This is a genomic window from Microbacterium algihabitans (assembly GCF_032464975.1).
Lineage (GTDB): Bacteria > Actinomycetota > Actinomycetes > Actinomycetales > Microbacteriaceae > Microbacterium > Microbacterium algihabitans.
In genome coordinates this window covers 1-21922 of the sequence record NZ_JAWDIU010000006.1, presented here as the reverse complement: position 1 = coordinate 21922, position 21922 = coordinate 1, and the positions used below count along the sequence as shown (strand labels likewise).

Genomic DNA, 21922 nt, shown 5'->3' with positions numbered 1-21922 from the left:
CTTCTGCTCAGGCCGTCGCCGCGCCCGCAACGGACCCGCCGAGTCCGCGGGACGTCTCAGGCCGTCGCCGCACCCGCGGGGTCGGCCGGCTTGGCGGGGAGGCGCACCTCGAAGGTCGTGTCGCCGGGCGAACTGGTCACCGTGATCGTGCCGCGGTGCGCGTCGACGATCGCCCGCGCGATCGACAGGCCCAGGCCCGTGCCGCCGGTCTTGCGGTCGCGCGATCGGTCGCCGCGGGCGAAGCGCTCGAACAGCTGCGAGGCGACCGAGGGGTCGATTCCGGGCCCGTTGTCGTGCACCCGCAGCACCGCCTCGGCGCCTTCGTGCGCGACCGAAACGTTCACCACGCTCCCGGCGGGAGTGTGGGTGCGGGCGTTGGCGAGCAGGTTCGCGATCACCTGGTGGAGGCGCGAGGCGTCGCCGGCGAGCTCGACGGGGGTGTCGGGCACGTCGATCGTCCACGAGTGGTCCGGGCCGGCGGGGCGCGCGTCGCCGACGGCCTCGACGGCGAGCCGCGTGAGGTCCACCGAGCCGTAGACCAGCTCCTGCCCCTCGTCGAGGCGGGCGAGCAGCAGCAGGTCTTCGACGAGCGTGGTCATCCGCAACGACTGGGCCTGGATGCGCTCGAGCGACTGCTCGGTGGTCTCCACGGCCAGGGCCGTGCGCTGGCGGCTCTCGTCGTCCTGCGCCTGACGCATCGCGCTCAGCGACAGCTCGCTGAACCCGCGGATGGAGGCCAAGGGGGTGCGCAACTCGTGGCTCGCGTCGGCGACGAAGCGACGCATGAGCTCCTCGTTGCGCTGGCGCGCGGTGAGCGAGGCGTCGACGCGATCGAGCAGGGTGTTGAGGGCGGCGGCCACCTGTCCCGTCTCGGTGTGCTCGTCGACGAGGTCAGCGGGCACGCGCTCGTCGATGGAGATGTCGCCTTCTTCCATGCGCAACGAGGCGACACGCGTCGCCGTCTCTGCCACGGCGCGCAGGGGGCGCAGACCGAGGCGGATCACGACGGCGATGACGACGGCCAGCAGGAGCAGACCGCCGGCAGTGACGAGCGCGACGGTGGTGAGGATCGCACCGATCGTGCCGGTGACGTTCGAGAGGGGCAGGCCCACCAGGAAGACGGCGTCGCTGCCCGGCGTGGGGTACAGCCGCACGAGGTACTCGCCGAGGTTCGGCAGGTCGACCGTCGGCGTGGGGTCGGCCGTGCGCAGACTATCGACGATCTGCCCGAGGTCGTCGGTCGAGAGGGCGCGCACACCCTCGTCGGCGACGACGGCGGCCGTGTAGCCGGAGCGCGAGTTCATCACCAGAAGCGTGCCGGTCGGGAACCGGCCCGATTCGAGCACCTCGTCGGCGGTGTCCTGGAACACGACGCGGGGTTGAAGGCCGGATGCCGTCTCGGTCACCGAGGCATCGAGGTTGGTGTACAGCACCTGGCTCAGGATCGCGCTGGTGGAGATGCCGATCATCACGAGGATGAACGCGACCATGCCGATGACGGCGGTCATCAACCGCGCCTGCAGCGTCCACGGTCGGCGCAGGCGCGCCCGCAGCGATTCGCGGGGCTCGGGCGGGACGGGGGGAGCGGGGCGCGGGGGGAGGCTCACTGCGGAGCTTTGATCATGTAGCCGACGCCGCGCACGGTGTGGATCAGCGGCTCGTGGCCCGCGTCGATCTTCTTCCGCAGGTACGAGATGTACAGCTCGACGACGCTCGAGCGCCCGCCGAAGTCGTAGTTCCACACGCGGTCGAGGATCTGCGCCTTCGACACCACGCGACGCTGGTTGCGCATGAGGAAGCGCAACAGCTCGAACTCGGTCGCGGTCAGCTCGATCTCGCGGTCGCCGCGCACGACCTCGTGGCTGTCCTCGTTCAGCGACAGGTCGCCCACGCGCAGGATCGGCTCCGAGTCGCGGGTGAGGGCGGTACCGGCACGACGCATCAGGCCGCGCAGGCGCGCCACGACCTCTTCGAGGCTGAAGGGCTTCGTCACGTAGTCGTCGCCGCCCGCGGTGAGGCCGGCCACGCGGTCGGCGACCGCGTCCTTCGCGGTGAGGAACAGCACCGGCACGTCGTTGCCCGAATGGCGCAGGCGCTGCAGCACGGCCATGCCGTCGAGGTCGGGCATCATGATGTCGAGCACCATGGCATCCGGTTCGAAATCCCGGGCGGCCGACAGGGCATCGAAGCCCGAGCCGGCGGTGCGCACGTCCCAGCCCTCCATGCGCAGCGCCATCGACAACAGGTCGGTGAGCATCTGCTCGTCATCGACGACGAGCACGCGCAGGGCGCTCCCGTCGGGGCGGGTGAAGGCGGGGGCGGCGGCGGTCGCGGTCATGGAACTCATTGTGCGCTCGTATCTATGAGCTTTCTATGGCGAGCGTTATGGGAATGCTGTGAGCTGCGTCGCGCCCGGCTGAGAACGAGCATCAGACCCACCCCGATCGCCGCGCCCAGGGTGTTCGCCGCGACGTCGCGCAGATCGGCCACCCGGGTGGGGAGGAACAGCAGCTGGCAGAGCTCGATCGCGCTCGACACCGCCGTCCCCAGCACGAGGCCGTGCCACCACCGCCCGCCCCAGGCGATCACCAGCACGCCGAGCGGCACGAACATCGCGACGTTCGAGGCCGACTCCACGACGTCGAACGTGATCCACGACGTCAGGGGCGACAGCTGCAGAGCCGCGAGGACCCGGGCCAGCAGGCCGCCGACCTCGGGGTCGTAGATCGACGGTCGCAGCGTCATCCACCACACCGCGACCGCGTAGACGCACGAAGCGGCGACGAGCCATGCCCGCCGCCGCTTCGTCACTGTCGGAATCCCGCGATCAGTGGGTGTCTTCGGCTTCGATCTCGGTGCGGTCGCCCGACCAGAGGGTGTGGAACGTGCCCTCCTTGTCGATGCGGCGGTAGGTGTGCGCACCGAAGAAGTCGCGCTGGCCCTGGATGAGGGCGGCGGGCAGACGCTCGGCGCGCAGGCCGTCGTAGTACGCCAGCGACGAGCTGAAGGCGGGGGCCGGGATGCCACTGGCAGCCGACAGCGACACGATGTGGCGCCACGCGTCCTGCGCGCGGCCGAGCGCCTCGACGAAGTACGGAGCGGTCAGCAGCACCGGCAGCTCGGCCTCGGCGTCGTACGCCTCGGCGATGCGGTTGAGGAACTGCGCGCGGATGATGCAGCCGCCGCGCCAGATCTTCGATACGGCACCCAGGTCGATGCTCCAGTCGTACTGGGCGGCACCGGCGCGGATCTCGTCGAAGCCCTGCGAGTAGGCGACGATCTTCGAGGCGTACAGCGCCAGGCGCACCTGCTCGATGAACGCGTCGGCGTCCTCTCCCGACAGCACCTCGGTGCCCGAGGGGCCGGGGAGCTCGCGCGAGACCGAGCGCTGCTCGGGGTGGCTCGACAGCGACCGCGCGAAGGTGGCCTCGGCGATGCCCGACACGGGCACGCCCAGGTCGAGGGCGGTCTGCACGGTCCACGCGCCGGTGCCCTTGGCGCCCGCCTGGTCGAGGATCACGTCGACGAGGGGCTTGCCCGTGTCGGCGTCGGTCTGGCGCAGCACCTCGGCGGTGATCTCGATGAGGTACGACTCGAGCTCGCCGCGATTCCACTCGGCGAACACGTCGGCGATCTCGGCCGGGCTCTTGCCCGTGGCGCGGCGGATGAGGTCGTAGGCCTCGGCGATGAGCTGCATGTCGGCGTACTCGATGCCGTTGTGCACCATCTTGACGAAGTGGCCGGCGCCGTCGTGGCCGACGTGCGTGACGCAGGGCTCGCCCTCGGCGACCGCGGCGATCGACTTCAGGATCGGGCCGAGCGTGGCCCAGGCCTCGTCGGAGCCGCCGGGCATGATCGAGGGGCCGCGGAGGGCACCCTCTTCGCCGCCCGAGACGCCCATGCCGACGAAGTTGATGCCGGTGTCGCGCACGGCCTTCTCGCGGCGGATGGTATCGGTGAACAGCGCGTTGCCGCCGTCGACGATGATGTCGCCGGGTTCGAAGACCTTGACGAGCTCGTCGATGACGAAGTCGGTGGGGCGGCCGGCCTTGACCATGATGATCGCGGTGCGCGGCTTCGACAGCGACGCGGCGAAGTCCTCGTATGAGAACGAGGCGACGAAGTTCGCTTCGGGGTGCTGCTCGAGCACGTGCTCGGTCTTGTCCTTGCTGCGGTTGAAGATCGCAACCGTGTTGCCCTCGCGGCTCGCGAGGTTGCGGGCGAGGTTCGAGCCCATGACCGCGAGGCCCACGACGCCGATGTTGGCGCGGCCGTCGCCCTCGCCCTGGGGGCGGGAGTCGGCCTCGGCGGTGGGACGATCCACCTCTTCGATGCCGGGTGCACCCTCGTGCACCTGTGCGGCCGTGTGCGGGGCCTGATCCTGGTCGCTCGAGGGTCCGGTCGGGGAGGGGGTCGACGTCATTCGTTGCTCCGTGTTCAGGTGCGAGGAAGGGGTGGGCGGGCTCACGCGGGCCGCCTCCGCCACTTTATCGGCTCGGCCCGCGTGTGTTTCAGGAGGGGGTATGGGTGAGCTGAAGCAGGTCGATGACCTCCTGCACCTGCTCGGCCGGGGTCAGGTCGAGGTCGACGCGGATCGCCTGCTCGTCGGCATCCGGCATCTCCAGCGTCTCGAACTGCGAGGTGAGCAGCGAGGGCGGCATGTAGTGGCCCTGGCGGCGCAGCAGGCGCTCGAGAACGAGCTTCGGGTCGCCCATCAGCAGCACGAAGGTGACGTCGTCGCGGCGCAGCACGTCGCGGTAGCTGTGCTTGAGGGCCGAGCACGTGATGATGCCCGGGCGACCGGCGGCGATCCGCCCGTCGATCCACGCGGCGACGCGGTCGAGCCAGGGCCAGCGGTCGTCGTCGGTGAGGGCGTGACCGGATGCCATCTTGGCGACGTTCTCGGCGGGATGCAGGTCGTCGCCCTCTTGGAAGTCCCAGCCGAGACGGCCGGCGAGCATGCCGGCGACGGTGGACTTGCCGGTGCCGGCGGGGCCCATGAAGACCAGGACGGGAACGGGAGCGGTCATGGAATCTCTCTTCGTCGAAAGCGGACGGGGCGGAATCAGATGGTGCGGCGCACTTCGGTGAGCACGGCGGCGACGTACAGGCGCGTGTGCTCCTCGGCGGCGTCGGCGTCGGCGCGTCCGATGGCCTCGGCCGTGGCGACGTGGTTGTCGAGGGCGTCGGGGTTCGGGACCCCCGGGGTGAGCCCGTGCATCGCTCGTCCCTCGATCGCGGCGGCGATGGGGGCGCGGGCGGCGGCCAGCATGAGGTTGCCGCTCGAGATGAGGATGAGGTCGTGGAAGGCGATGTCGGCCGCGAGGTACTCGGGGGAGTTGCCGAGGCCGGCCGCACCGAGGCGGGCGAGCTCGTCGGCCAGACGCAGGATCTCGCCGCGCTGGATGTCGGTGGCGCGCCGAGCGCTCAGGCGGGCGGCGACGGGTTCGACCGCCGCGCGGAGCTCGGTGGTGTTGACGATCAGCTGGTCGCGCCGGCGACCTGCGAGCTGCCACCCGATGAGGCGGGTGTCGAGGGCGCTCCAGTGCTCGGGCTCGCGCACGGTGAGTCCGACGCGGCGGCGCTGGGACAGGAGGCCCAGCGCTTCGAGGGAGCGGACGGCCTCGCGCACGACGGTGCGCGAAACGGCGTACTCGGCCTCGAGGGCGGCGAGGGTCAGGACGGTACCGGGCGGCAGATCGCCGTCGACGATGCGGATGCCGATCGCGTCGACCAGCGAGCCGTGCGTCGCTCGAGCCATTACCCCTCCTCGGGTCTTAGGTACGACCTTATCTTGGCAAAAATATGATCATTGTGTGAAGATGCCGTGACCGCCTCGGCGGACGCGGGGCTGACACAGCATGCCCGATGACGCGTCCGAAGGCTTGAATCAACGGAGATCTCTTGGACGACTGGACTCAAACACTCGGCACGGCGCCCCTGCTCGCCATCGCCGCGGGCGCCATCGCGCTCATCCTGGTGCTCATCATCTGGCTGAAGGTGCACGCCTTCCTCGCCCTCATCATCGTGTCGCTCGTGACGGCGTTCGTCGCCGGCATCCCCGTGTCGGCGATCGTGTCGACGCTCACCGGCGGTTTCGGCGGGACGCTGGGGACGGTCGCCCTGCTGGTCGCGCTCGGCGCGATGCTCGGGCGACTGATCGAACACTCCGGCGGCGCGCAATCGCTCGCCGAGACCTTCGTGCGGGTCTTCGGAGAGAAGCGCGCGCCCTTCGCCCTCGGCATCGTCTCGCTGATCCTCGGATTCCCGATGTTCTTCGACGCCGGGCTCGTCATGATGCTGCCGATCATCTTCGCCATCGCGCGCCGCGTCTCGGGCAACAACGTCCTGCTGTTCGGCCTGCCGGCCGCCGCCGCGTTCTCGGTGATGCACGTCTTCCTCCCGCCGCACCCGGGCCCCGTGACCGCGAGCGAGCTCTACGGCGCCAACCTCGGTCTGCTGCTGATCGTCGGCCTGATCATCGCCTTCCCGATCTGGTACCTCTCGGGTTACCTCTGGGGCAAGTTCATCGCGCGCCGGATCGTGCTCCCCGTGCCGCTGCTCTTCGGCGACGTCGACGCCGACCAGCCGAAGAACCCGCCCAAGCCGCTCACCGTCATCCTGGTGCTGCTGCTGCCCATGCTGCTGATATTCCTCAACACCGGTCTCACGACCCTCGGCGCGGCCGGTGCGGTCGACACCGACAACACCTTCGTGCAGGTGCTGATCCTGCTCGGCAACTCGCCGGTCGCTCTTCTGATCACGGTCCTCGTCGCCACGGTCGTCTTCGGCTTCCGCCGGGGCGAGAACGGAACCGCGCTCGAGAAGGTCGTCGACTCGGCCCTCGGCCCGGTCTGCTCGGTCATCCTCATCACGGGCGCCGGTGGCATGTTCGGCGCGGTCCTGCGCGCCTCGGGCATCGGCGACGCGCTCGCCGACAGCCTCGGCGACCTGGGTCTGCCGGTCATCGTCGCGGCCTACGTCATCGCCGTCATCCTGCGTCTGGCGCAGGGTTCGGCCACGGTCGCGCTCGTGACCGCCGCGGGTCTCGCCGCCCCCGCCGTCATGGCCGGCGACTTCTCGCCCCTGCAGGTCGTCGCGATCACGCTCGCGACCGCGGCCGGATCGGTGTTCGCCGGTCACGTCAACGACTCGGGCTTCTGGCTCGTCGGGCGCCTGATGGGCATGGATGTCAAGACCACCCTGAAGACCTGGACCGTGCAGCAGGCGATCGAGTCGGTTCTCGGCTTCGTCGCGGCCCTGGCCGTCTTCGGCATCGGGGCGCTGCTGTGACGGGCTCGAACGCCGACCTGTTCGACGTCTCCGATCGGCTCGCGCTCGTCACCGGCTCGTCGCGGGGCCTCGGCCGCGCGCTGGCCCTCACCCTCGCGCGCGGCGGCGCCCGCGTGATCGTGCACGGTCGGGACGCGGATGCCGTGGAGCGCACCCGCGCCGAGGCTGAGGAGCTGTCGGGTCGCCCCGCCCACGCCGTCGTGTTCGACGTCACGGATGCCGCGGCCGTCGAGGCCGCGATCGGGGGAGTCGTCGAGGCGGTCGGCGTGCCCGACATCCTCGTCAACAACGCCGGCGTCCAGCGCCGCGCGCCGATCCACGAGTTCGCGGTGTCGGACTGGGACGACATCGTCGCGGCCAACCTGTCGGGCGTCTTCTACGTCTCGCGTTTCGTCACCCCCGCGATGGTCGCGCGCGGCTCCGGCAAGGTCGTCAACGTCGCCTCGGTGCAGTCGCGCCTGGCGCGCCAGACGATCGCGCCGTACTCGGCCACCAAGGGCGGCGTCGCGCAGCTGACCGCCGGCATGGCGGCCGACCTCGCCCGCCACGGCATCCAGGTCAACGCCCTCAGCCCGGGGTACTTCGCGACCGAGATGAACCGCGACCTCGTCGACGACCCCGAGTTCACTCGTTGGCTGACCCAGCGCACGCCGGCCGCCCGCTGGGGCGACTTCGACGAGCTGCGCGGGGCGCTGCTCTTCCTGGCATCCGACGCCTCGAGCTTCGTGTCGGGGCAGAACATCTTCGTCGACGGCGGAATGACGGCGGTCGTCTGATCGTGGAGGAGCACACCATGAAATCGCTGCTGATCGAGTCGGCTCGCACCGCCGCCGTGCGCGAGGTCGCCGTCCCCGAGCCGGAGGAGGGCCAGGTCCGTCTGCGGGTCGCCTACGTCGGCATCTGTGGATCCGACCTGCACTACTTCTTCGACGGCGCCAACGGCGCGTTCGTGCTGCGCGAGCCGCTCGTGCCCGGGCACGAGCTCTCCGGCACGGTCGATCTCGACCCCTCAGGGGCGCTCGCTCCGGGAACGCCCGTGACCGTGCACCCCGCCCGGTTCGGCACGCCGCGCGAGGGCATCGAAGACGCTCCGCACCTGTGGCCCGGGGGCTCGTACCTCGGCAGTGCCTCCACCTGGCCGCACACCCAGGGCGCGGCATCCGAGTACCTGATCGTCGAGAGCGGCATGGTGCGCCCGCTGCCGACCGAGCTGCCGGTGCGTCGGGCCGTGCTCGCCGAGCCGCTCGCCGTCGCTCTGCACGCCCTCGGCAAGACGGGCCCGGTGGAGGGTCTCGAGGTGCTGGTCACCGGATCCGGGCCCATCGGCCTGATGTCCGTCGCCGCAGCCACCGCCGCCGGGGCGCGCGTCACCGCGACCGACGTGCTCGCGGGTCCTCTCGAACGCGCTCGGGCCCTCGGCGCCCAGGCGACGATCGACGTCTCGACCGAGGCCGTCGAGGCCGGTGCCTACGCGGTGGTCCTCGAATGCTCGGGCGTGCCCGTCTCGATCTCGACGGCCTTGAAGGCGGTGCGCGCGGGCGGCACGGTCGTGCAGGTCGGCATGCTGCCCGACGACGCGCGGCCCGTGAACCTCGCACCGTTCATCTCGAAGGAGGTGCGCTACTTCGGTGCCTTCCGCTTCCGCGACGAGATCGACGCGGCCGTGGAGCTGCTCGCGGCGAACCCGGCGATCGAGAGTGCGATCACGCACGAGTTCGCGGTGACGGATGCCGACGAGGCCTTCGCCGTCGCGCGCGACTCCGAGCGGTCGGGCAAGGTCGTCTTCGCCCTCTGACCGATACGACGAAGCGGAGCGGCCCTCGGGTCGCTCCGCTTCGTCGTTCTCGGGGCGGTTCCGGCGTCAGGAGCTGCGTTCGGCGGTGAACCGGCGCGTCACGGCGATGTCGCGGTCGCCCAGGTCGCGCTCGACGATCTCGTCGAAGGCGGCGCGCAGCGCGGGCAGCAGGGCGGGCCGCGTCGAGGTGGCCTCGGCGATGTCGGCGGCGAAGCGCAGGTCTTTCACCATGTACGAGGCGACGCCGCTGGGGGAGTCGTCGCCGGTGACGAGCTTCTCGCGTCGGCTCTGCAGCAGGTTCGACCCGGCGTACCCGCCGCCGAGCAGCTCCCAGAGGGCGGCGGGGTCGACGCCGGATCGCGCGGCCAGCTCGGTCGCCTCGCCCAGCGCGAGGATCGTCGCCGCCACCACCATCTGGTTGCAGGCCTTCGCCACCTCGCCCGCGCCGAGGGGCCCGAGCCGCACGGGGGTGCCGCACGGCGCGAGCAGGGCGGCCGCCCGATCGGTGTCGGCCTCGTCGCCGCCGAGCATGATCGACAGGGTCCCGGCCTTCGCGCCGTCTTCGCCGCCCGACACGGGGCAGTCCACGATCCGGATGCCGTCGGGCAGCCGATCGGCGAGCTCGCGGACGCCGACGGGCGACGACGTCGACCCGATCAGGAGCAGGAAGTCCCGTCCGCCGACGCCGGCGAGCAGCCCGTCGGGGCCGTCGAGGTGCTCTTCGAGCTGGGGGAGGTCGGGGAGCATCACCAGCACGGCATCCGTCACCTCCGCCAGCTCGCGGGCGGTGGGAGCCCAGACGGCTCCGGCTCCGGTGAGACCGGGTCTCTCGCGTCGCGCGTGAACGGTGAGGGATCCGCGGGCGGAGAGCAGGTGCGAGGCCATCGGCTCGCCCATGGCGCCGAGGCCCCACACGCCGAGTCGCACGTCATCGAGCGTTGTCATGAACCGATCCTACCGGCTGGACAACAGGTTGAACAGGGTTCAATATGGTGAACGAAGTTCGAGAGAGACCGTCGCGGGTCCACCCGCGGCGGCGAAGGGAATGACGACGATGTCGACACGGTCCAGTCTTCGCGCGGTGGTCGCGGTGCCCCTGAAAGAAGAGCACTGCCGGCTCATCGAACGCCTCGAGCCGCGTCTCGAGCTCGTGCGCGATCCTTCGCTCACGCACCCGATGCGCGGACCGGCCGACTGGTCGGGCGACCCGGACCACGAGCGTACCGCCGAACAGCAGCGGGCCTTCGACGAGATGGTCGATTCCGCGGAGGCGCTCTTCGGCATCCCCGACGTCGACCCCGCCGCCCTCGCCCGCACGGTCGCGGCGAACCCGCGTCTGCGCTGGGTGATGACGACCGCCGCCGGAGGCGGGGGACAGGTCAAGGCCGCCGATCTCGACCGCGAGGCCCTCGATCGCGTCACCTTCACCACCAGCGCGGGCGTGCACGGCGGCCCCCTCGCCGAGTTCGCGGTCTTCGGGGTGATGGCCGGGGCCAAGGGCCTGCCTCGCCTCGCGCGCGACCAGGCCGAGAAGCACTGGAGCGAACGCTGGGAGATGCGCCAGGTCGACGAGATGACCGTGCTCGTGGTCGGCCTCGGCGGAATCGGCGCCGAGTGCGCCCGACGCTTCCACGCCCTGGGTGCCGAGGTGTGGGGGACCACCCGCAGTGGAGCCCCCGTCGAGGGGGTCGACCGACTCGTTCCGCTCGACGACCTCGTCGCGGCCGTCGCCGAGGTGGATGCCATCGTCGTCACCCTTCCCGGCACGGACCAGACGCACCACCTCATCGGCGCCGACGTGCTCGCCGCGGTGAAGCCCGGCGTCATCCTCGCCAGCGTGGGGCGGGGCACCGTGATCGACGAAGAAGCCCTGCTCGCCGCCCTCGACGACGGCCGGGTGTCATTCGCCGCGCTCGACGTGTTCGAGGTGGAGCCCCTTCCCGAGGATTCGCCGCTGTGGCGGCATCCGTCGGTCCTGGTGAGCCCGCACACCGCCGCGCTCAGCAGTAAAGAAGAGGAGCGCATCGCCCGCCGCTTCGCGGAGAACGCCACGCGCCTGCTCGACGGCGAGCCGATGCGAGCGGTTGTCGATACGGTCGAGTTCTACTGAGGTGTCGCGACCTGTGACGCCGGCAAGATGAGGGGGCCGCGGTGAGCGACGACGACGTGAGTGAGATCGCGCGTGATCCGGCACCGGCCGTGGGGCGCAGCATCCGACTCCTGGGCCTGCTCGCCGAGGCGGGGCGCACCCTGACCCTCACCGAGCTCGCCGCGGGCATGGGCCTGGCGAAGTCGTCGACGGCGAACATCTGCCTCTCGCTCGAAGCGGCGCGCATGATCGAGCGCGTCCCCCTCGGCTACCGTCTCGGCATCCGCACCGCCGAACTCGGCGGCGCCTTCGCCGCGCAGTTCAATCAGGTGCGCGAGTTCTACGCCGTGTGCGAGTCGTCGCCGGTGCTCGCGGCCGAGCTCGTGCAGGTCGCGGTGCTCGATGACGCCGACGCCCTCTACCTCGCCCGCTACGAGGGTTCGCGATCGATCCGCATGGGCACGCCCCTCGGCTCGCGCCTCCCCGCGGCGCTCTCGGCGACGGGCCGGGCGCTGCTGATGACGCGCACCGACGACGACGTGCGGGCTCTCCTCACGCGCGGCCGCCCGCTGCCCAAGCTCACCGACCACAGCACCCTCGACGTCGATGCGGTGATCGCCAAGATCGCCGCCTCGCGCGAGCGCGGCTGGTCGGTCGACGAAGAGGAGTCGTTCCGCGGCATCGTGGGGGTCGCCGTCCCCCTCGAGGGATGGGCGCCCGGCGACCCGCAGCTGGCTCTGGGGGTGGGTCTTCCGGTGGCGGATGCCACGCCCGAGCGCATCGCGCGCGTCGGCGCCGCGCTGCGCGAGGCCGCCGCGGCGCTGACCAACCCGTTCAGCGCGTCCCGCGGTCGCTGACCCGACGCGGGCCGACCGCTCCGCTCGGCGCGGGCGCTGACCTGCGTCGCCGGCCAACCCGTCAGCCCGTCTCGCCTTCGTCGACCCGCCGCGCCGCCGATCTGCTCGATGCGCTCGGCCCCGCCGTACGCGCGGATTGGTCTCTGCGCTGCGCCTCCGGGGTTCGGGGCGGATTCCGTCGTTCGGGGCGGAGAATCTCCGCCCCGAACGACGAATCACGCCCCAAACCCGCGGGCCCGGGCACGGTGTCGTTCGGATTCTGTTCAACATATTGAACTCCGTCCACTCCGTTGGTACAGTCGGCCCAGTCGCAAGACCCCAGCCGATCGAAGGAGATGGCCGTGACCACTTCATCCACCACGACGACGCAGCCGACGGATGACCCCGAATACGCAGCGAACCTCCGCCGCGCCACGCTCGCCTCGAGCATCGGCAGCGCGCTCGAGTACTTCGACTTCGCGCTCTACGGCCTCTCGACGGCCCTGATCTTCAACGTCCTGTTCTTCTCGCAGGACGACCCCGCCCTCGCCACGGTCGCGGCCTTCGCGACCTACGGCGTGGGCTTCCTCGCCCGTCCCTTCGGCGGTCTGTTCTTCGGCGTCCTCGGCGACAAGCTCGGCCGCAAGTGGGTGCTGGTCATCACGATCCTGTTGATGGGCGGAGCGTCCACGGCGATCGGCCTGCTGCCGACGTACGAGGCGGTCGGCGTCCTCGCGCCGATCCTCCTCGTGATCATGCGTCTGCTGCAGGGCTTCGGCGCCGGCGCCGAGCAGGCCGGGGCCACGGTCCTGATGGCCGAGTACGCCCCGGTCAAGCGCCGCGGCTTCTTCTCGGCCCTGCCCTTCATCGGCATCCAGGCGGGAACCCTCCTGGCGGCGGTCGTCTTCAGCCTCATCTCGCTGCTGCCCGAAGACCAGCTGCTCAGCTGGGGCTGGCGCGTGCCGTTCCTGGCCTCGTTCGTGCTGATCCTGCTCGCGCTGTTCATCCGCATGCGCCTGCGTGAGACGCCGACCTTCATCGAGCTCGAGAAGCACGACCAGATCGCCGAGCGCCCGATCCGCGACATCTTCACGCGGGGTCTGCCGGGCATCATCGTCGGCATCGGCCTGCGCATGGCCGAGAACGGCGGGTCGTACATGTTCAACACGCTCGCGCTGACCTTCTTCGTCGCCTCGGTCGGCGGCCAGGCCGACCGCAGCCTGCTCACCTGGGGAGTCACCCTCGGCTCGCTCATCGGCGTCTTCTCGGTCCCGCTCTCGGGTGCCCTGTCCGACCGCATGGGGCGCCGCACGGTCTACCGCATGGGCGCGGTGTTCATGCTGGTCTTCACCTTCCCGGCCTGGTGGCTGATCTCGCTCGGCAGCTACCCGATCACCATCGCGGTCATCGCGATCGGCATCGGCGTCGCCGTCAACTCGATGCTCGGACCCCAGTGCGCGATGCTCCCCGAGCTCTTCGGCAACCGTCACCGCTACCTCGGTGTCGCGATGGCCCGTGAGATCTCCGCGGTGCTCGCCGGTGGCCTCGCCGGAGTTCTGGGCGCGTACATCATCGCCGTGAGCGGGGCGAACTGGCTGCTGCTGGCGATCTACATGGGCACCCTGGCTCTCATCACCACCGCATCGACCTTCCTCGTGCCCGAGACGCTGCGCCGCGACCTCACGCGCACCGACGATGCGATCAAGGTCTCGCGCGAAGAAGCCGGCGAGGGCGTGGATGCCACGACCGTGACCGTCCGGACGATCCGGTGACGCGCGACGAGCGGGGGAGCGTCGGCAGCCTGGTGGGGGCGCCGGCGCTCCCCGCGGAATCCTCGACGTGGGTCCGCGCTGAGGCCTCCGAGGCGGTGCGCTGATGCGGATCGCCCGGTTGATGACGGCGAACGGTCCGCGCACGGTCCGCGTCGAGGGCACGACCTTCGTCCCGATCGGTGACCCCTTCGCCGCGTTCGAGGCGGGTGTCATCCCCGCCGACGAGGGTGACGCGATCACGGGGGTCCTCTTGGCCCCGTGCGTGCCCACGGTCGTCGTCGGCATCGCGCAGAACGGACCGGACCACGCCTCTCCCGTGCAGGCGTGGCTGAAGAGTCCGCGCACGGTCACGGCATCCGGAGCCCCCGTCCGACTGCGCCGGGACGCCGGCGTGACGGTGGCCGAGGCGGAGGTGGCGGTGGTGATCGGTCGCGACACGACGGGTCTCACCGTCGAGACGGCGCACGAGTACGTCCTCGGCATCACCGCGGTGAACGATCTGTCGAGCCCCGATCGCGCCGCGTTCGATCCCCGCAACTTCGAGTCGAAGTCCGGGCAGGGGTACACCCCGCTCGGGCCCCTGATCGACGCCGCGCTCTCGATCGACGACGATCTGCCGATGCGGCTGTCGGCCGACGGCGAGGTGCGTGCCGAGACGTCGTCGAACCGCCTGCCGATGTCGCTGCGCGAGTGCCTCGCCTACGTCGCGGGCTGGACCACGCTGGGGTCGGGCGACGTCGTGATGATGGGGGCGCCGTTCTCGCAGGCGCCGGTCCGTCCGGGGGAGACGGTGGAGGTCGTCGTCGCGGGCCTGCGGCTCACGACGCCGACGTCGTAGGGCGGCGGTGCGTCAGTGCTTCTTGTAGGACGCGTTGCGGCCGAGCGAGAAGAGGGCCCCGATCGCGCCGATGCCGCCGATGGTCGCGATGCCGCCGATGACCCAGAGCACGACGTGAGAGAAGAAGCCGCTGTCCATGATGATCCTCCGGGTCGGTGTGGCTCTTCGATCCTACCGGCGGTCGGGGACTGCTCCGGACTCCTGCCGCCTCGTGCCTCCTCGGCCGGGTCGTGAGCGGCGCGTCGCACTGGTAGACTTCCCGGGAACTTCGGCGAGGGATGCATCCTCGGGCGCCCACGGGTGCACAGGGCATCCGTGATCGACGCAGTGAAGCAGGCTCCCGGCTTTCCTCACGCGCTCGCGTTCGAGTCGAATCCAGACCACACAGGTGCGGACCATGTCCGCTCACAAGCTGCGGGACACGAGCCCGCGAGGAGAACATCATGTCGGAAGACAACAAGGTCGTCGCGGAACTCCGCGAGAACTTCGGCAAGGGCTTCGCCCGTCGCCTCCGCGCCGCGGGCAAGATCCCGGCCGTCATCTACGGTCACGGCACCGAGCCCCAGCACGTCGCGCTGCCCGGCCACCAGGTCGCGCTGCTCATCCGTCGCGCCAACGCGCTGATCGACCTCGACATCGCCGGCAAGGGCCAGCTCGTCCTCGTCAAGGACGTCCAGAAGGACCCCGTGCGTCAGATCATCGAGCACATGGACCTCATCGTCGTGAAGAAGGGTGAGAAGGTCCAGGTCGACGTTCCCGTCGTGCTCGTCGGCGAGCCCTTCCCCGGCACGGTCGCCATGCTCGACGCCACCTCGGTGTCGCTCGAGGTCGAGGCCACCCACATCCCCCAGAACGTCGAGGTCGACGTCGAGGGCGCCGAGGACGGCACGCAGATCACCGCGGCCGACCTGACCCTCCCGAAGGGCGCGGCGCTCGTCACCGAGCCCGAGACCCTCATCGTGGGCGTCTCGGTGCCGCTCGACACGCTGGCCGCCGACGAGGAGATCGCCGAGGCCGATGCCGAGGTCGCCGAGGAGCAGTCCGAAGAGGCCGAAGCCGCCGAAGAGGGCGACGACAAGTAATTCCCGCGCGGGCCGCTTCGGCGGTCCGTCGACGACGAGGGGGCGCGTTTTCGCGCCCCCTCGTTGCTGTTCACGGGGTCCGCGCGCGGATCCGGAAGGATGGATGCCATGGCGGACACCTGGCTCATCATCGGTCTCGGCAATCCCGGCCCACGGTACGAGGCCACGCGTCACAACATCGGACAGATGGTGATCGACGAGTTGGCCGCGCGGCGCCGCGAGGCCTTCCGCGCGCACAAGGCGAACGCGCGGGTCGTCGAGACGTGGCTGCGGCCCGGGGCGGCGAAGCTCGTGCTGGCCAAGCCCAACAGCTTCATGAACGTCTCGGGTGGTCCGGCATCGGGTCTCGCCCGGTTCTACGGCACCGAGCCCGATCACGTCGTCGTGGTGCACGACGAGCTCGACATCCCCTACGACACCATCAAGCTCAAGACCGGTGGCGGCCACGGCGGGCACAACGGCGTCCGCGATGTCGCGAAGGCCCTCGGAACCCCCGACTTCCCCCGCGTGCGCGTCGGCATCGGGCGACCGGTCGGCCGGCAGGATCCCGCCGACTGGGTGCTCGACCCCTTCAGTTCCGCCGAGCGCACCACCCTCCCGATCCTCGTGTCGGATGCCGCCGACGCGGTCGAGCTCCTCGTCGACGAGGGTCTCGTCGCCGCCCAGCAGCGCTTCCACGCTCCGCGCGCTTGATCTGCACACACGGAAACGGCCCCGGTTCGAGGAGAACCGGGGCCGTTTCCGTGTGTGCGGGTCGCGTCAGGCCGAGCCGAGACCGATTCCCGCGCCGATGGCGAGGGCGACCGAGACGACGATCCCACCGAGCACGGCGAGGATGATCGCCGCGATGCCGTAGCCGCGACCGCGGCGCTTGATGGCGGCGACGATGCCCTGGATGAAGCCCCAGAGTCCGAAGATGGCGTAGACCGCGAAGGCGACGACGGTCAGGACGCCGACGAGGATCGCCGACTGCTCGACACCCGGGGGAAGGGTGTTCGGGTCGATCTGCCCGGTCGTGTCGCCGTTCTGCTGCGCGTACTGCGCGACACCGGCGCTCTGCAGCCCGGCGATGAACGCGATGATCGAGCCGCCGACGACCGCGACGAGCGAGGCGACGAAGGCGATCAGGCCGAGGCGGTTCGACAGCACGGGCCGGTTGTCGGCGGGCGGAACATAGGCCGGAGCCGCCGGCGCGTCGTGCGCGGCGGGCGCCGCGGGTGCGGCATAGCCGTCGTTGCGCGGGGCGGGCGCGTCGTACGGCCCCGGGGGCGGAGGTGTGGTGCTCACGAGATGCTCCTCTGGTCGTCGGCGGTCGCAGGTGCGGCCCGATCCGGCGAGTCTAGGGAGGCGCGCCCCGCCTGCGCGGAGGGGTGGACGCGCGGGGCCCCGTCACGGTAGCGGGTGAATCGGCGGGTTTAAAAGGTCCCGGATGCCGTTCCCCCGGCGGCCTCGCGCGTCCGGTCTCCGGCGGCGGCAGCTGACCTCAGACGGGGATGCCGCCCGTACCGGCGGCGGCGAGGCCCGCGCCGAGCGCGAGCGCGGCGAGCCCGCCGAAGACGATCGGGCCCAGCACGGCGATCACGATGGCCGCGATGCCGGCGCCCGTGGCCGCGCGCTTCACGACCGCGGTGATGCCGAGGGCGAGGGCGACGATCCCGATGACCGTGCCCGACCAGAACGCGACCTCGCCCAGCAGCACGAGATCGCGCACGGGCGACAGGACGCGCCAGTCGAACGAGCCGGCCGGCATCTCGAAGAACGCCGGCCCCGATCCGCGGGCCACGCGGAACGCCGCGAACCCTCCGACGGCGGGCGCCAGCACCGTCGCGACGATCGACAGCAGCAGGGCCCACGTCCCGAGGGGGCGTCCGCGGCGGCGGGCGGGCGGGGGAGTGAGCATCGTGCCGACCGGGGGCGCGACGTGCGGCGCGGCGAACGCCGGGCCGCCCGGGGAGCTCGGCGTGGTCATGCCGCCAGCCTACGAGACGTCTCGCGCCGGCGATCGACGTTCCGTCGTGCGGATGCCGGAGTCGACACGCCGCTCGCCGGGGCCTCGGGGCGGCGCGCCGCCGTCCGCGTCCGCACGACGGCTGCAGACGCACCGGCCGTTCGTCCAGCCCGTCCCGATGTCGGAGGCCCCGCGTAGACTTTCCCGGGTGACAGTTCCCGGGATCGTTCGCGCCCTCGAGCAGGCTGAGTCGTATCGTGAGGCCGCTTCCGCGGCATCCGCCGACCTGTCTCTCTCCCTCGTCGATGGCCTCGACGCCCCCGTCATCGCGGGGCTCATCGAGCGGCGTCGCGCCTCGGGCGACCCCGGCGCCGTGCTCGTCATCGCACCGACCGGGCGTCGCGCGGAGTCCCTCGGGCCGGCCCTGGATGCCGTGCTGCCCGGGGCTCAGGTGCTGCACTTCCCCGCGTGGGAGACCCTGCCGCACGAGCGCTTGAGCCCGAGCCCCGAGACCGTCGGCCGCCGTCTCGACGTCCTCCGGCGCATCGCCGCGTGGGATGGTGAGGCCCCGCTCGTCATCACCGCCTCGGTGCGCAGCGCCCTGCAGCCGCTCGCCCCCGGCCTCGGCAAGGTCGAGCCGGTCGAACTCGTCGTCGGAGGCCGCGGCCACGAGCTCGAAACCGTCACGACCCGGCTCGTCGAGCTGGCCTACCACCGCGTCGACATGGTCTCGCGTCGCGGCGAGTTCGCGGTCCGCGGCGGCATCCTCGATGTCTTCCCGCCCGTGGCCGACCACCCGTACCGCGTGGAGTTCTTCGGTGACGAGGTCGATCAGATCCGCGCCTTCTCGGTCGCCGACCAACGATCGCTCCCGGGCGAGGTCACGGGCGTCTCGCTCAACCCCAGTCGCGAACTGCTGCTCACCGCAGAGGTGCGCGCTCGCGCCGCCGAACTGCGCGACGGCTACCCGGGCCTGCGACAGCTGCTCGAGAAGATGGCCGAGGGCATCCCCGCCGAGGGCATGGAATCCCTCATCCCCGTGCTCGTCGACGATCTCGTGACCCTCGTCGACTACCTTCCGGGCGGCAGCGCCGTCGCCCTCGTCGACCCCGAGCGCTCGACCGCGCGCGCGACCACGCTCGGCGACACCAACCGCGAGTTCCTCGAGGCCGCGTGGTCCGCCGCCACCGCCGGGGCCGACACCCCGGTCGACCTCGACTCGGGCGACTTCGTCACGCTCGACGACCTGCACGAGATCGCGAGCGGCCGCGGCGGCGCGTGGTGGCAGCTGAGCGCCTTCGATTCGGGGGCGGCGGATGCCGAAGACGAGGGCCTGGTCGTGGGCGACGCGTCCGCGCACCGCATCAAGGGCGACCCCGTGCCCTCGTTCCAGGGCAACGTCGAGGGGGCCACCGCCCACGTCGACGCTCTGCTGCACGACGGCTGGTCGGTCGTGGTCACGGCATCCGGACCCGGCATGGTCGATCGCGCGCGCGACGTGCTCTCCGAGCGCGGGATCGCCGCCCGGCGGGTCGACGATCTGCGCCTGCCGCCCGAGCCCGGCGTCGCGCACGTGGTGTGCGCTCCGCTCGAGCGCGGGTTCCAGTTGACCGAGGCGAAGTTCGCCGTCATCAGCGAGACCGAGTTCTACGGCCGCTCGGTGAGCGGCGACAACCGGGGCGTCAAGAAGCTGGCGTCGCGCCGCCGCAACGTCGTGGACCCCCTGCAGCTCAAGCCGGGTGACGTGGTGGTGCACGCCACCCACGGCATCGGCAAGTTCCTCGAGCTCACCCAGCGCGAGGTCTCGAGCGGCGGTCGCAACGCGGTCAAGACGACCAAGGAGTACCTGGTCCTCGAGTACGCGCCCGCCAAGCGCGGGTACCCGGGCGACAAGCTGTTCGTGCCCACCGACCAGCTCGACCTGCTGTCGAAGTACGTCGGCGGTGAAGCGCCGACCCTGTCCAAGATGGGCGGCAGCGACTGGGCTGCGGCGAAGGGCCGCGCGCGCAAGGCGGTGCGCGACATCGCCGTCGAGCTCGTGAAGCTTTACTCGGCACGCATGGCGTCGAAGGGCTACGCCTTCGGACCCGACACCCCCTGGCAGCGCGAGCTCGAAGAAGCCTTCCCCTTCGCCGAGACGCAGGATCAGCTGCAGACGATCGACGAGATCAAGGCCGACATGGAGAAGCCGATCCCGATGGATCGACTGCTGTCGGGCGACGTCGGGTTCGGCAAGACCGAGGTCGCGGTGCGTGCCGCCTTCAAGGCGATCCAGGACGGCAAGCAGGTCGCGATGCTCGTGCCCACGACCCTGCTGGTCAAGCAGCACCTCGAGACGTTCGCCGAACGCTTCGCCGGTTTCCCCGTCACCGTCCGGCCCCTGTCGCGCTTCCAGACCGACAAGGAGGCGAAGGCGACCCTCGCGGGCCTCACCGACGGCACCGTCGACATGGTCATCGGAACGCATCGCATCCTGACCGAGAAGGTGATCTTCAAAGACCTCGGGTTGATGATCATCGACGAGGAGCAGCGGTTCGGCGTCGAGCACAAAGACCAGCTGAAGAAGCTCAAGACCAACGTCGACATCCTCGCCATGAGTGCGACGCCCATCCCGCGCACGCTCGAGATGGCGGTGACCGGCATCCGCGAGATGTCCACCCTCGCGACGCCACCCGAAGACAGGCACCCGATCCTGTCGTACGTCGGACCGCGCAACGATAAGCAGATCGCTGCGGCGATCCGTCGAGAGCTGCTGCGCGAAGGCCAGATCTTCTACGTGCACAACCGGGTGTCGTCGATCCAGCGGGTGGCGGCGCACCTCGCCGAGCTCGTGCCCGAAGCGCGCATCGTCGTCGCGCACGGGCAGATGGGGGAGCACGCGCTCGAGCAGGTCGTCGACGACTTCTGGGAGCGCCGCGCCGACGTGCTGGTGTCGACCACGATCATCGAGACGGGTCTCGACATCTCGAACGCGAACACGATCATCATCGACAGGGCCGACAAGTACGGCCTGTCGCAGCTGCACCAATTGCGTGGTCGCGTCGGACGCGGACGCGACCGCGCGTACGCGTACTTCCTGTACGACGAGATGAAGCCGTTGTCCGAGACCGCGGCCGACCGCCTCGAGACCATCGCCGTCAACAACGACCTCGGTTCCGGAATGCAGGTGGCGTTGAAAGACCTCGAGCTGCGAGGCGCCGGCAACCTGCTCGGTGCCGAACAGGCCGGGCACATCGCCGGCGTGGGTTTCGACCTCTACCTGCGCATGATCGGCGAGGCCGTGTCGACCTTCCGTGGCGAAGACGTCGACGGTCCGACCGAGCTGCGACTTGAGCTCCCGGTCGATGCGCGTCTGCCCGAGTTCTACATCGACAGCGAGCGCCTGCGCCTCGAGGCGTACCAGAAGCTCTCGGCCGCGGCGTCCGCCGGCGCGAAGGACGACGCGATCGACCTCGTGGTGGAAGAGCTCCGCGACCGGTACGGCGAGCCGCCGGCAGAGGTCGAAGGCTTGGTCGCCGTGGCGCGGCTCCGCCGCCGCGCCGCGCAGGCGGGCCTGGCCGACGTCGTCGCGATGGGGTCGAACCTCCGCGTGGCCCCGGCGAACCTCGCCGACTCGATGCGCGTGCGTCTGCAGCGGCTCTACCCGAAGGCCAAGCTGGTCGCCGGGGGAGACGCGATGGTGGTTCCCTTGCCGCAGGACGCCGATGACGCGAACCTCATCGCGTGGGTGCGTCAGCTGCTCGATGCCCTGTGGCCCCTCCCGGTCGAGAAGTCCGCGGAGGCGGCGAACGCCTGACCTCCGGCACGGCTGTTGGAGCCCCCTCCTGCCCGAGGCCCGATCGACGACGCGTCGCTCGGGCCTTCGTGCGATTCTCCGCGTCTTTCCGGGAGCAGGTCGCCGCGACACGCCCGGGAAGCGCCTGGATTCGACGGGTCGGCGGCTCCCGCGTAACTTATTACTTGTTCGCCCCACAGGGGAGAGCGGAGCGGCCGAAAGGCCCCGCAGCCCCTCAAGTAGCGAACCACTCCGAAACCCCAACACATGGTGTAAGGTTTTGGATCGGTCACCCGGCCGGTTTTCACGACGTTGATCTCGTTCAGAGGTCCCACGGTGAGAGCTCACAGTGTCGGGTGGTCTTGGAGAAATGAACTGCCTCACGGGTAGGTCGGAAGACTGTTTCCTGTGGGTGCGTCCGTTCCTTGAGAACTCAACAGCGTGCACTTGTCAAATGCCAATTTATTCCTCGTCGGTCCGTGTATTCGGATTGC

The 21922-nt window shown here is 70.6% G+C and carries 20 protein-coding genes; 10 read left to right on the top strand and 10 right to left on the bottom strand.

Annotated features, from left to right (window positions below; genetic code table 11):
* Window positions 1–56: 56 nt before the first annotated feature.
* The 6 genes from RWH43_RS14710 to RWH43_RS14685 all read right to left on the bottom strand — a co-directional run bounded on the left by RWH43_RS14710 (window position 57) and on the right by RWH43_RS14685 (window position 5761).
* Window positions 57–1607: a sensor histidine kinase gene (locus RWH43_RS14710; protein ID WP_316001823.1), complete on the bottom strand. Its 1551-nt coding sequence runs from the start codon at window positions 1605–1607 to the stop codon at window positions 57–59.
* Window positions 1604–2338, bottom strand: a complete 735-nt coding sequence (locus tag RWH43_RS14705; RefSeq protein WP_144834271.1) for a response regulator transcription factor — start codon at window positions 2336–2338, stop codon at window positions 1604–1606. Before RWH43_RS14705 ends, RWH43_RS14710 begins: the two co-directional genes overlap by 4 nt.
* A 5-nt stretch (window positions 2339–2343) precedes the next feature.
* Window positions 2344–2811 (bottom strand): VanZ family protein, encoded by a 468-nt coding sequence (locus tag RWH43_RS14700; RefSeq protein ID WP_316001822.1) that lies wholly within the window; start codon window positions 2809–2811, stop codon window positions 2344–2346.
* Window positions 2812–2827: 16 nt separating this feature from the next.
* Entirely contained in the window at window positions 2828–4423 is a 1596-nt protein-coding gene (gene gnd, locus RWH43_RS14695; protein ID WP_144834275.1) for an NADP-dependent phosphogluconate dehydrogenase, read from the bottom strand.
* Window positions 4424–4511: 88 nt separating this feature from the next.
* On the bottom strand, window positions 4512–5030 hold the full coding sequence (locus RWH43_RS14690) for a gluconokinase (protein ID WP_154097582.1): 519 nt from the start codon (window positions 5028–5030) through the stop codon (window positions 4512–4514).
* Window positions 5031–5065: 35 nt separating this feature from the next.
* Window positions 5066–5761, bottom strand: a complete 696-nt coding sequence (locus RWH43_RS14685) for a FadR/GntR family transcriptional regulator (protein WP_316001821.1) — start codon at window positions 5759–5761, stop codon at window positions 5066–5068.
* 143 nt (window positions 5762–5904) lie between these two features.
* Here RWH43_RS14685 and RWH43_RS14680 point away from each other — a divergent pair, with 143 nt between their 5' ends.
* Genes RWH43_RS14680 through RWH43_RS14670 form a run of 3 tightly spaced genes read left to right on the top strand, consistent with a single transcriptional unit; the run spans window position 5905 to window position 9088 of the window.
* Window positions 5905–7293 carry a GntP family permease gene (locus RWH43_RS14680; protein WP_316001820.1) on the top strand — a complete coding sequence of 463 codons (1389 nt, stop codon included), beginning with the start codon at window positions 5905–5907 and terminating at the stop codon, window positions 7291–7293.
* The gene (locus tag RWH43_RS14675; protein WP_307212381.1) at window positions 7290–8069 is read left to right on the top strand and encodes an SDR family oxidoreductase; all 780 of its coding nucleotides are present in this window, start codon (window positions 7290–7292) and stop codon (window positions 8067–8069) included. Before RWH43_RS14680 ends, RWH43_RS14675 begins: the two co-directional genes overlap by 4 nt.
* 17 nt (window positions 8070–8086) lie before the next feature.
* Entirely contained in the window at window positions 8087–9088 is a 1002-nt protein-coding gene (locus RWH43_RS14670) for a zinc-binding dehydrogenase (RefSeq protein ID WP_316001819.1), read from the top strand.
* A 66-nt stretch (window positions 9089–9154) separates the two neighbouring features.
* Here the strand turns inward: RWH43_RS14670 and RWH43_RS14665 are convergent, their stop codons facing one another.
* A complete protein-coding gene (locus RWH43_RS14665; RefSeq protein WP_316001818.1) occupies window positions 9155–10033 on the bottom strand; it encodes an NAD(P)-dependent oxidoreductase in 879 nt (292 codons plus the stop codon).
* Window positions 10034–10142: 109 nt separating this feature from the next.
* Between RWH43_RS14665 and RWH43_RS14660 the strand changes: the two genes are divergently transcribed.
* The 4 genes from RWH43_RS14660 (at window position 10143) to RWH43_RS14645 (ending at window position 14623) form a co-directional block, all read left to right on the top strand.
* Complete coding sequence (locus RWH43_RS14660; RefSeq protein WP_396652423.1) at window positions 10143–11198, top strand: D-2-hydroxyacid dehydrogenase; 1056 nt, start codon at window positions 10143–10145, stop codon at window positions 11196–11198.
* A gap of 41 nt (window positions 11199–11239) precedes the next feature.
* A complete protein-coding gene (locus RWH43_RS14655; protein WP_316001817.1) occupies window positions 11240–12034 on the top strand; it encodes an IclR family transcriptional regulator in 795 nt (264 codons plus the stop codon).
* 335 nt (window positions 12035–12369) lie between these two features.
* Window positions 12370–13785: an MFS transporter gene (locus RWH43_RS14650; RefSeq protein ID WP_144834290.1), complete on the top strand. Its 1416-nt coding sequence runs from the start codon at window positions 12370–12372 to the stop codon at window positions 13783–13785.
* Between the two features lie 103 nt (window positions 13786–13888).
* Entirely contained in the window at window positions 13889–14623 is a 735-nt protein-coding gene (locus RWH43_RS14645; RefSeq protein ID WP_144834292.1) for a fumarylacetoacetate hydrolase family protein, read from the top strand.
* 12 nt (window positions 14624–14635) lie between these two features.
* Here the strand turns inward: RWH43_RS14645 and RWH43_RS14640 are convergent, their stop codons facing one another.
* Window positions 14636–14761, bottom strand: coding sequence for a hypothetical protein (locus tag RWH43_RS14640; protein WP_260979764.1), 126 nt, complete (start codon window positions 14759–14761; stop codon window positions 14636–14638).
* A gap of 305 nt (window positions 14762–15066) precedes the next feature.
* On the opposite strand from RWH43_RS14640, the gene RWH43_RS14635 reads away from it, so the two are divergent.
* Window positions 15067–15705, top strand: a complete 639-nt coding sequence (locus RWH43_RS14635) for a 50S ribosomal protein L25/general stress protein Ctc (protein WP_144834294.1) — start codon at window positions 15067–15069, stop codon at window positions 15703–15705.
* Between the two features lie 108 nt (window positions 15706–15813).
* A complete protein-coding gene (pth, locus tag RWH43_RS14630; protein WP_154097589.1) occupies window positions 15814–16398 on the top strand; it encodes an aminoacyl-tRNA hydrolase in 585 nt (194 codons plus the stop codon).
* Between the two features lie 66 nt (window positions 16399–16464).
* Here the strand turns inward: pth and RWH43_RS14625 are convergent, their stop codons facing one another.
* Together RWH43_RS14625 and RWH43_RS14620 are read right to left on the bottom strand one after the other, a co-directional pair.
* On the bottom strand, window positions 16465–16992 hold the full coding sequence (locus tag RWH43_RS14625) for a hypothetical protein (RefSeq protein ID WP_154097590.1): 528 nt from the start codon (window positions 16990–16992) through the stop codon (window positions 16465–16467).
* A gap of 196 nt (window positions 16993–17188) precedes the next feature.
* Window positions 17189–17674 carry a hypothetical protein gene (locus tag RWH43_RS14620; RefSeq protein WP_144834299.1) on the bottom strand — a complete coding sequence of 162 codons (486 nt, stop codon included), beginning with the start codon at window positions 17672–17674 and terminating at the stop codon, window positions 17189–17191.
* A 187-nt stretch (window positions 17675–17861) separates the two neighbouring features.
* Here RWH43_RS14620 and mfd point away from each other — a divergent pair, with 187 nt between their 5' ends.
* Window positions 17862–21449 (top strand): transcription-repair coupling factor, encoded by a 3588-nt coding sequence (mfd, locus tag RWH43_RS14615; protein WP_316001815.1) that lies wholly within the window; start codon window positions 17862–17864, stop codon window positions 21447–21449.
* Window positions 21450–21922: the final 473 nt, after the last annotated feature.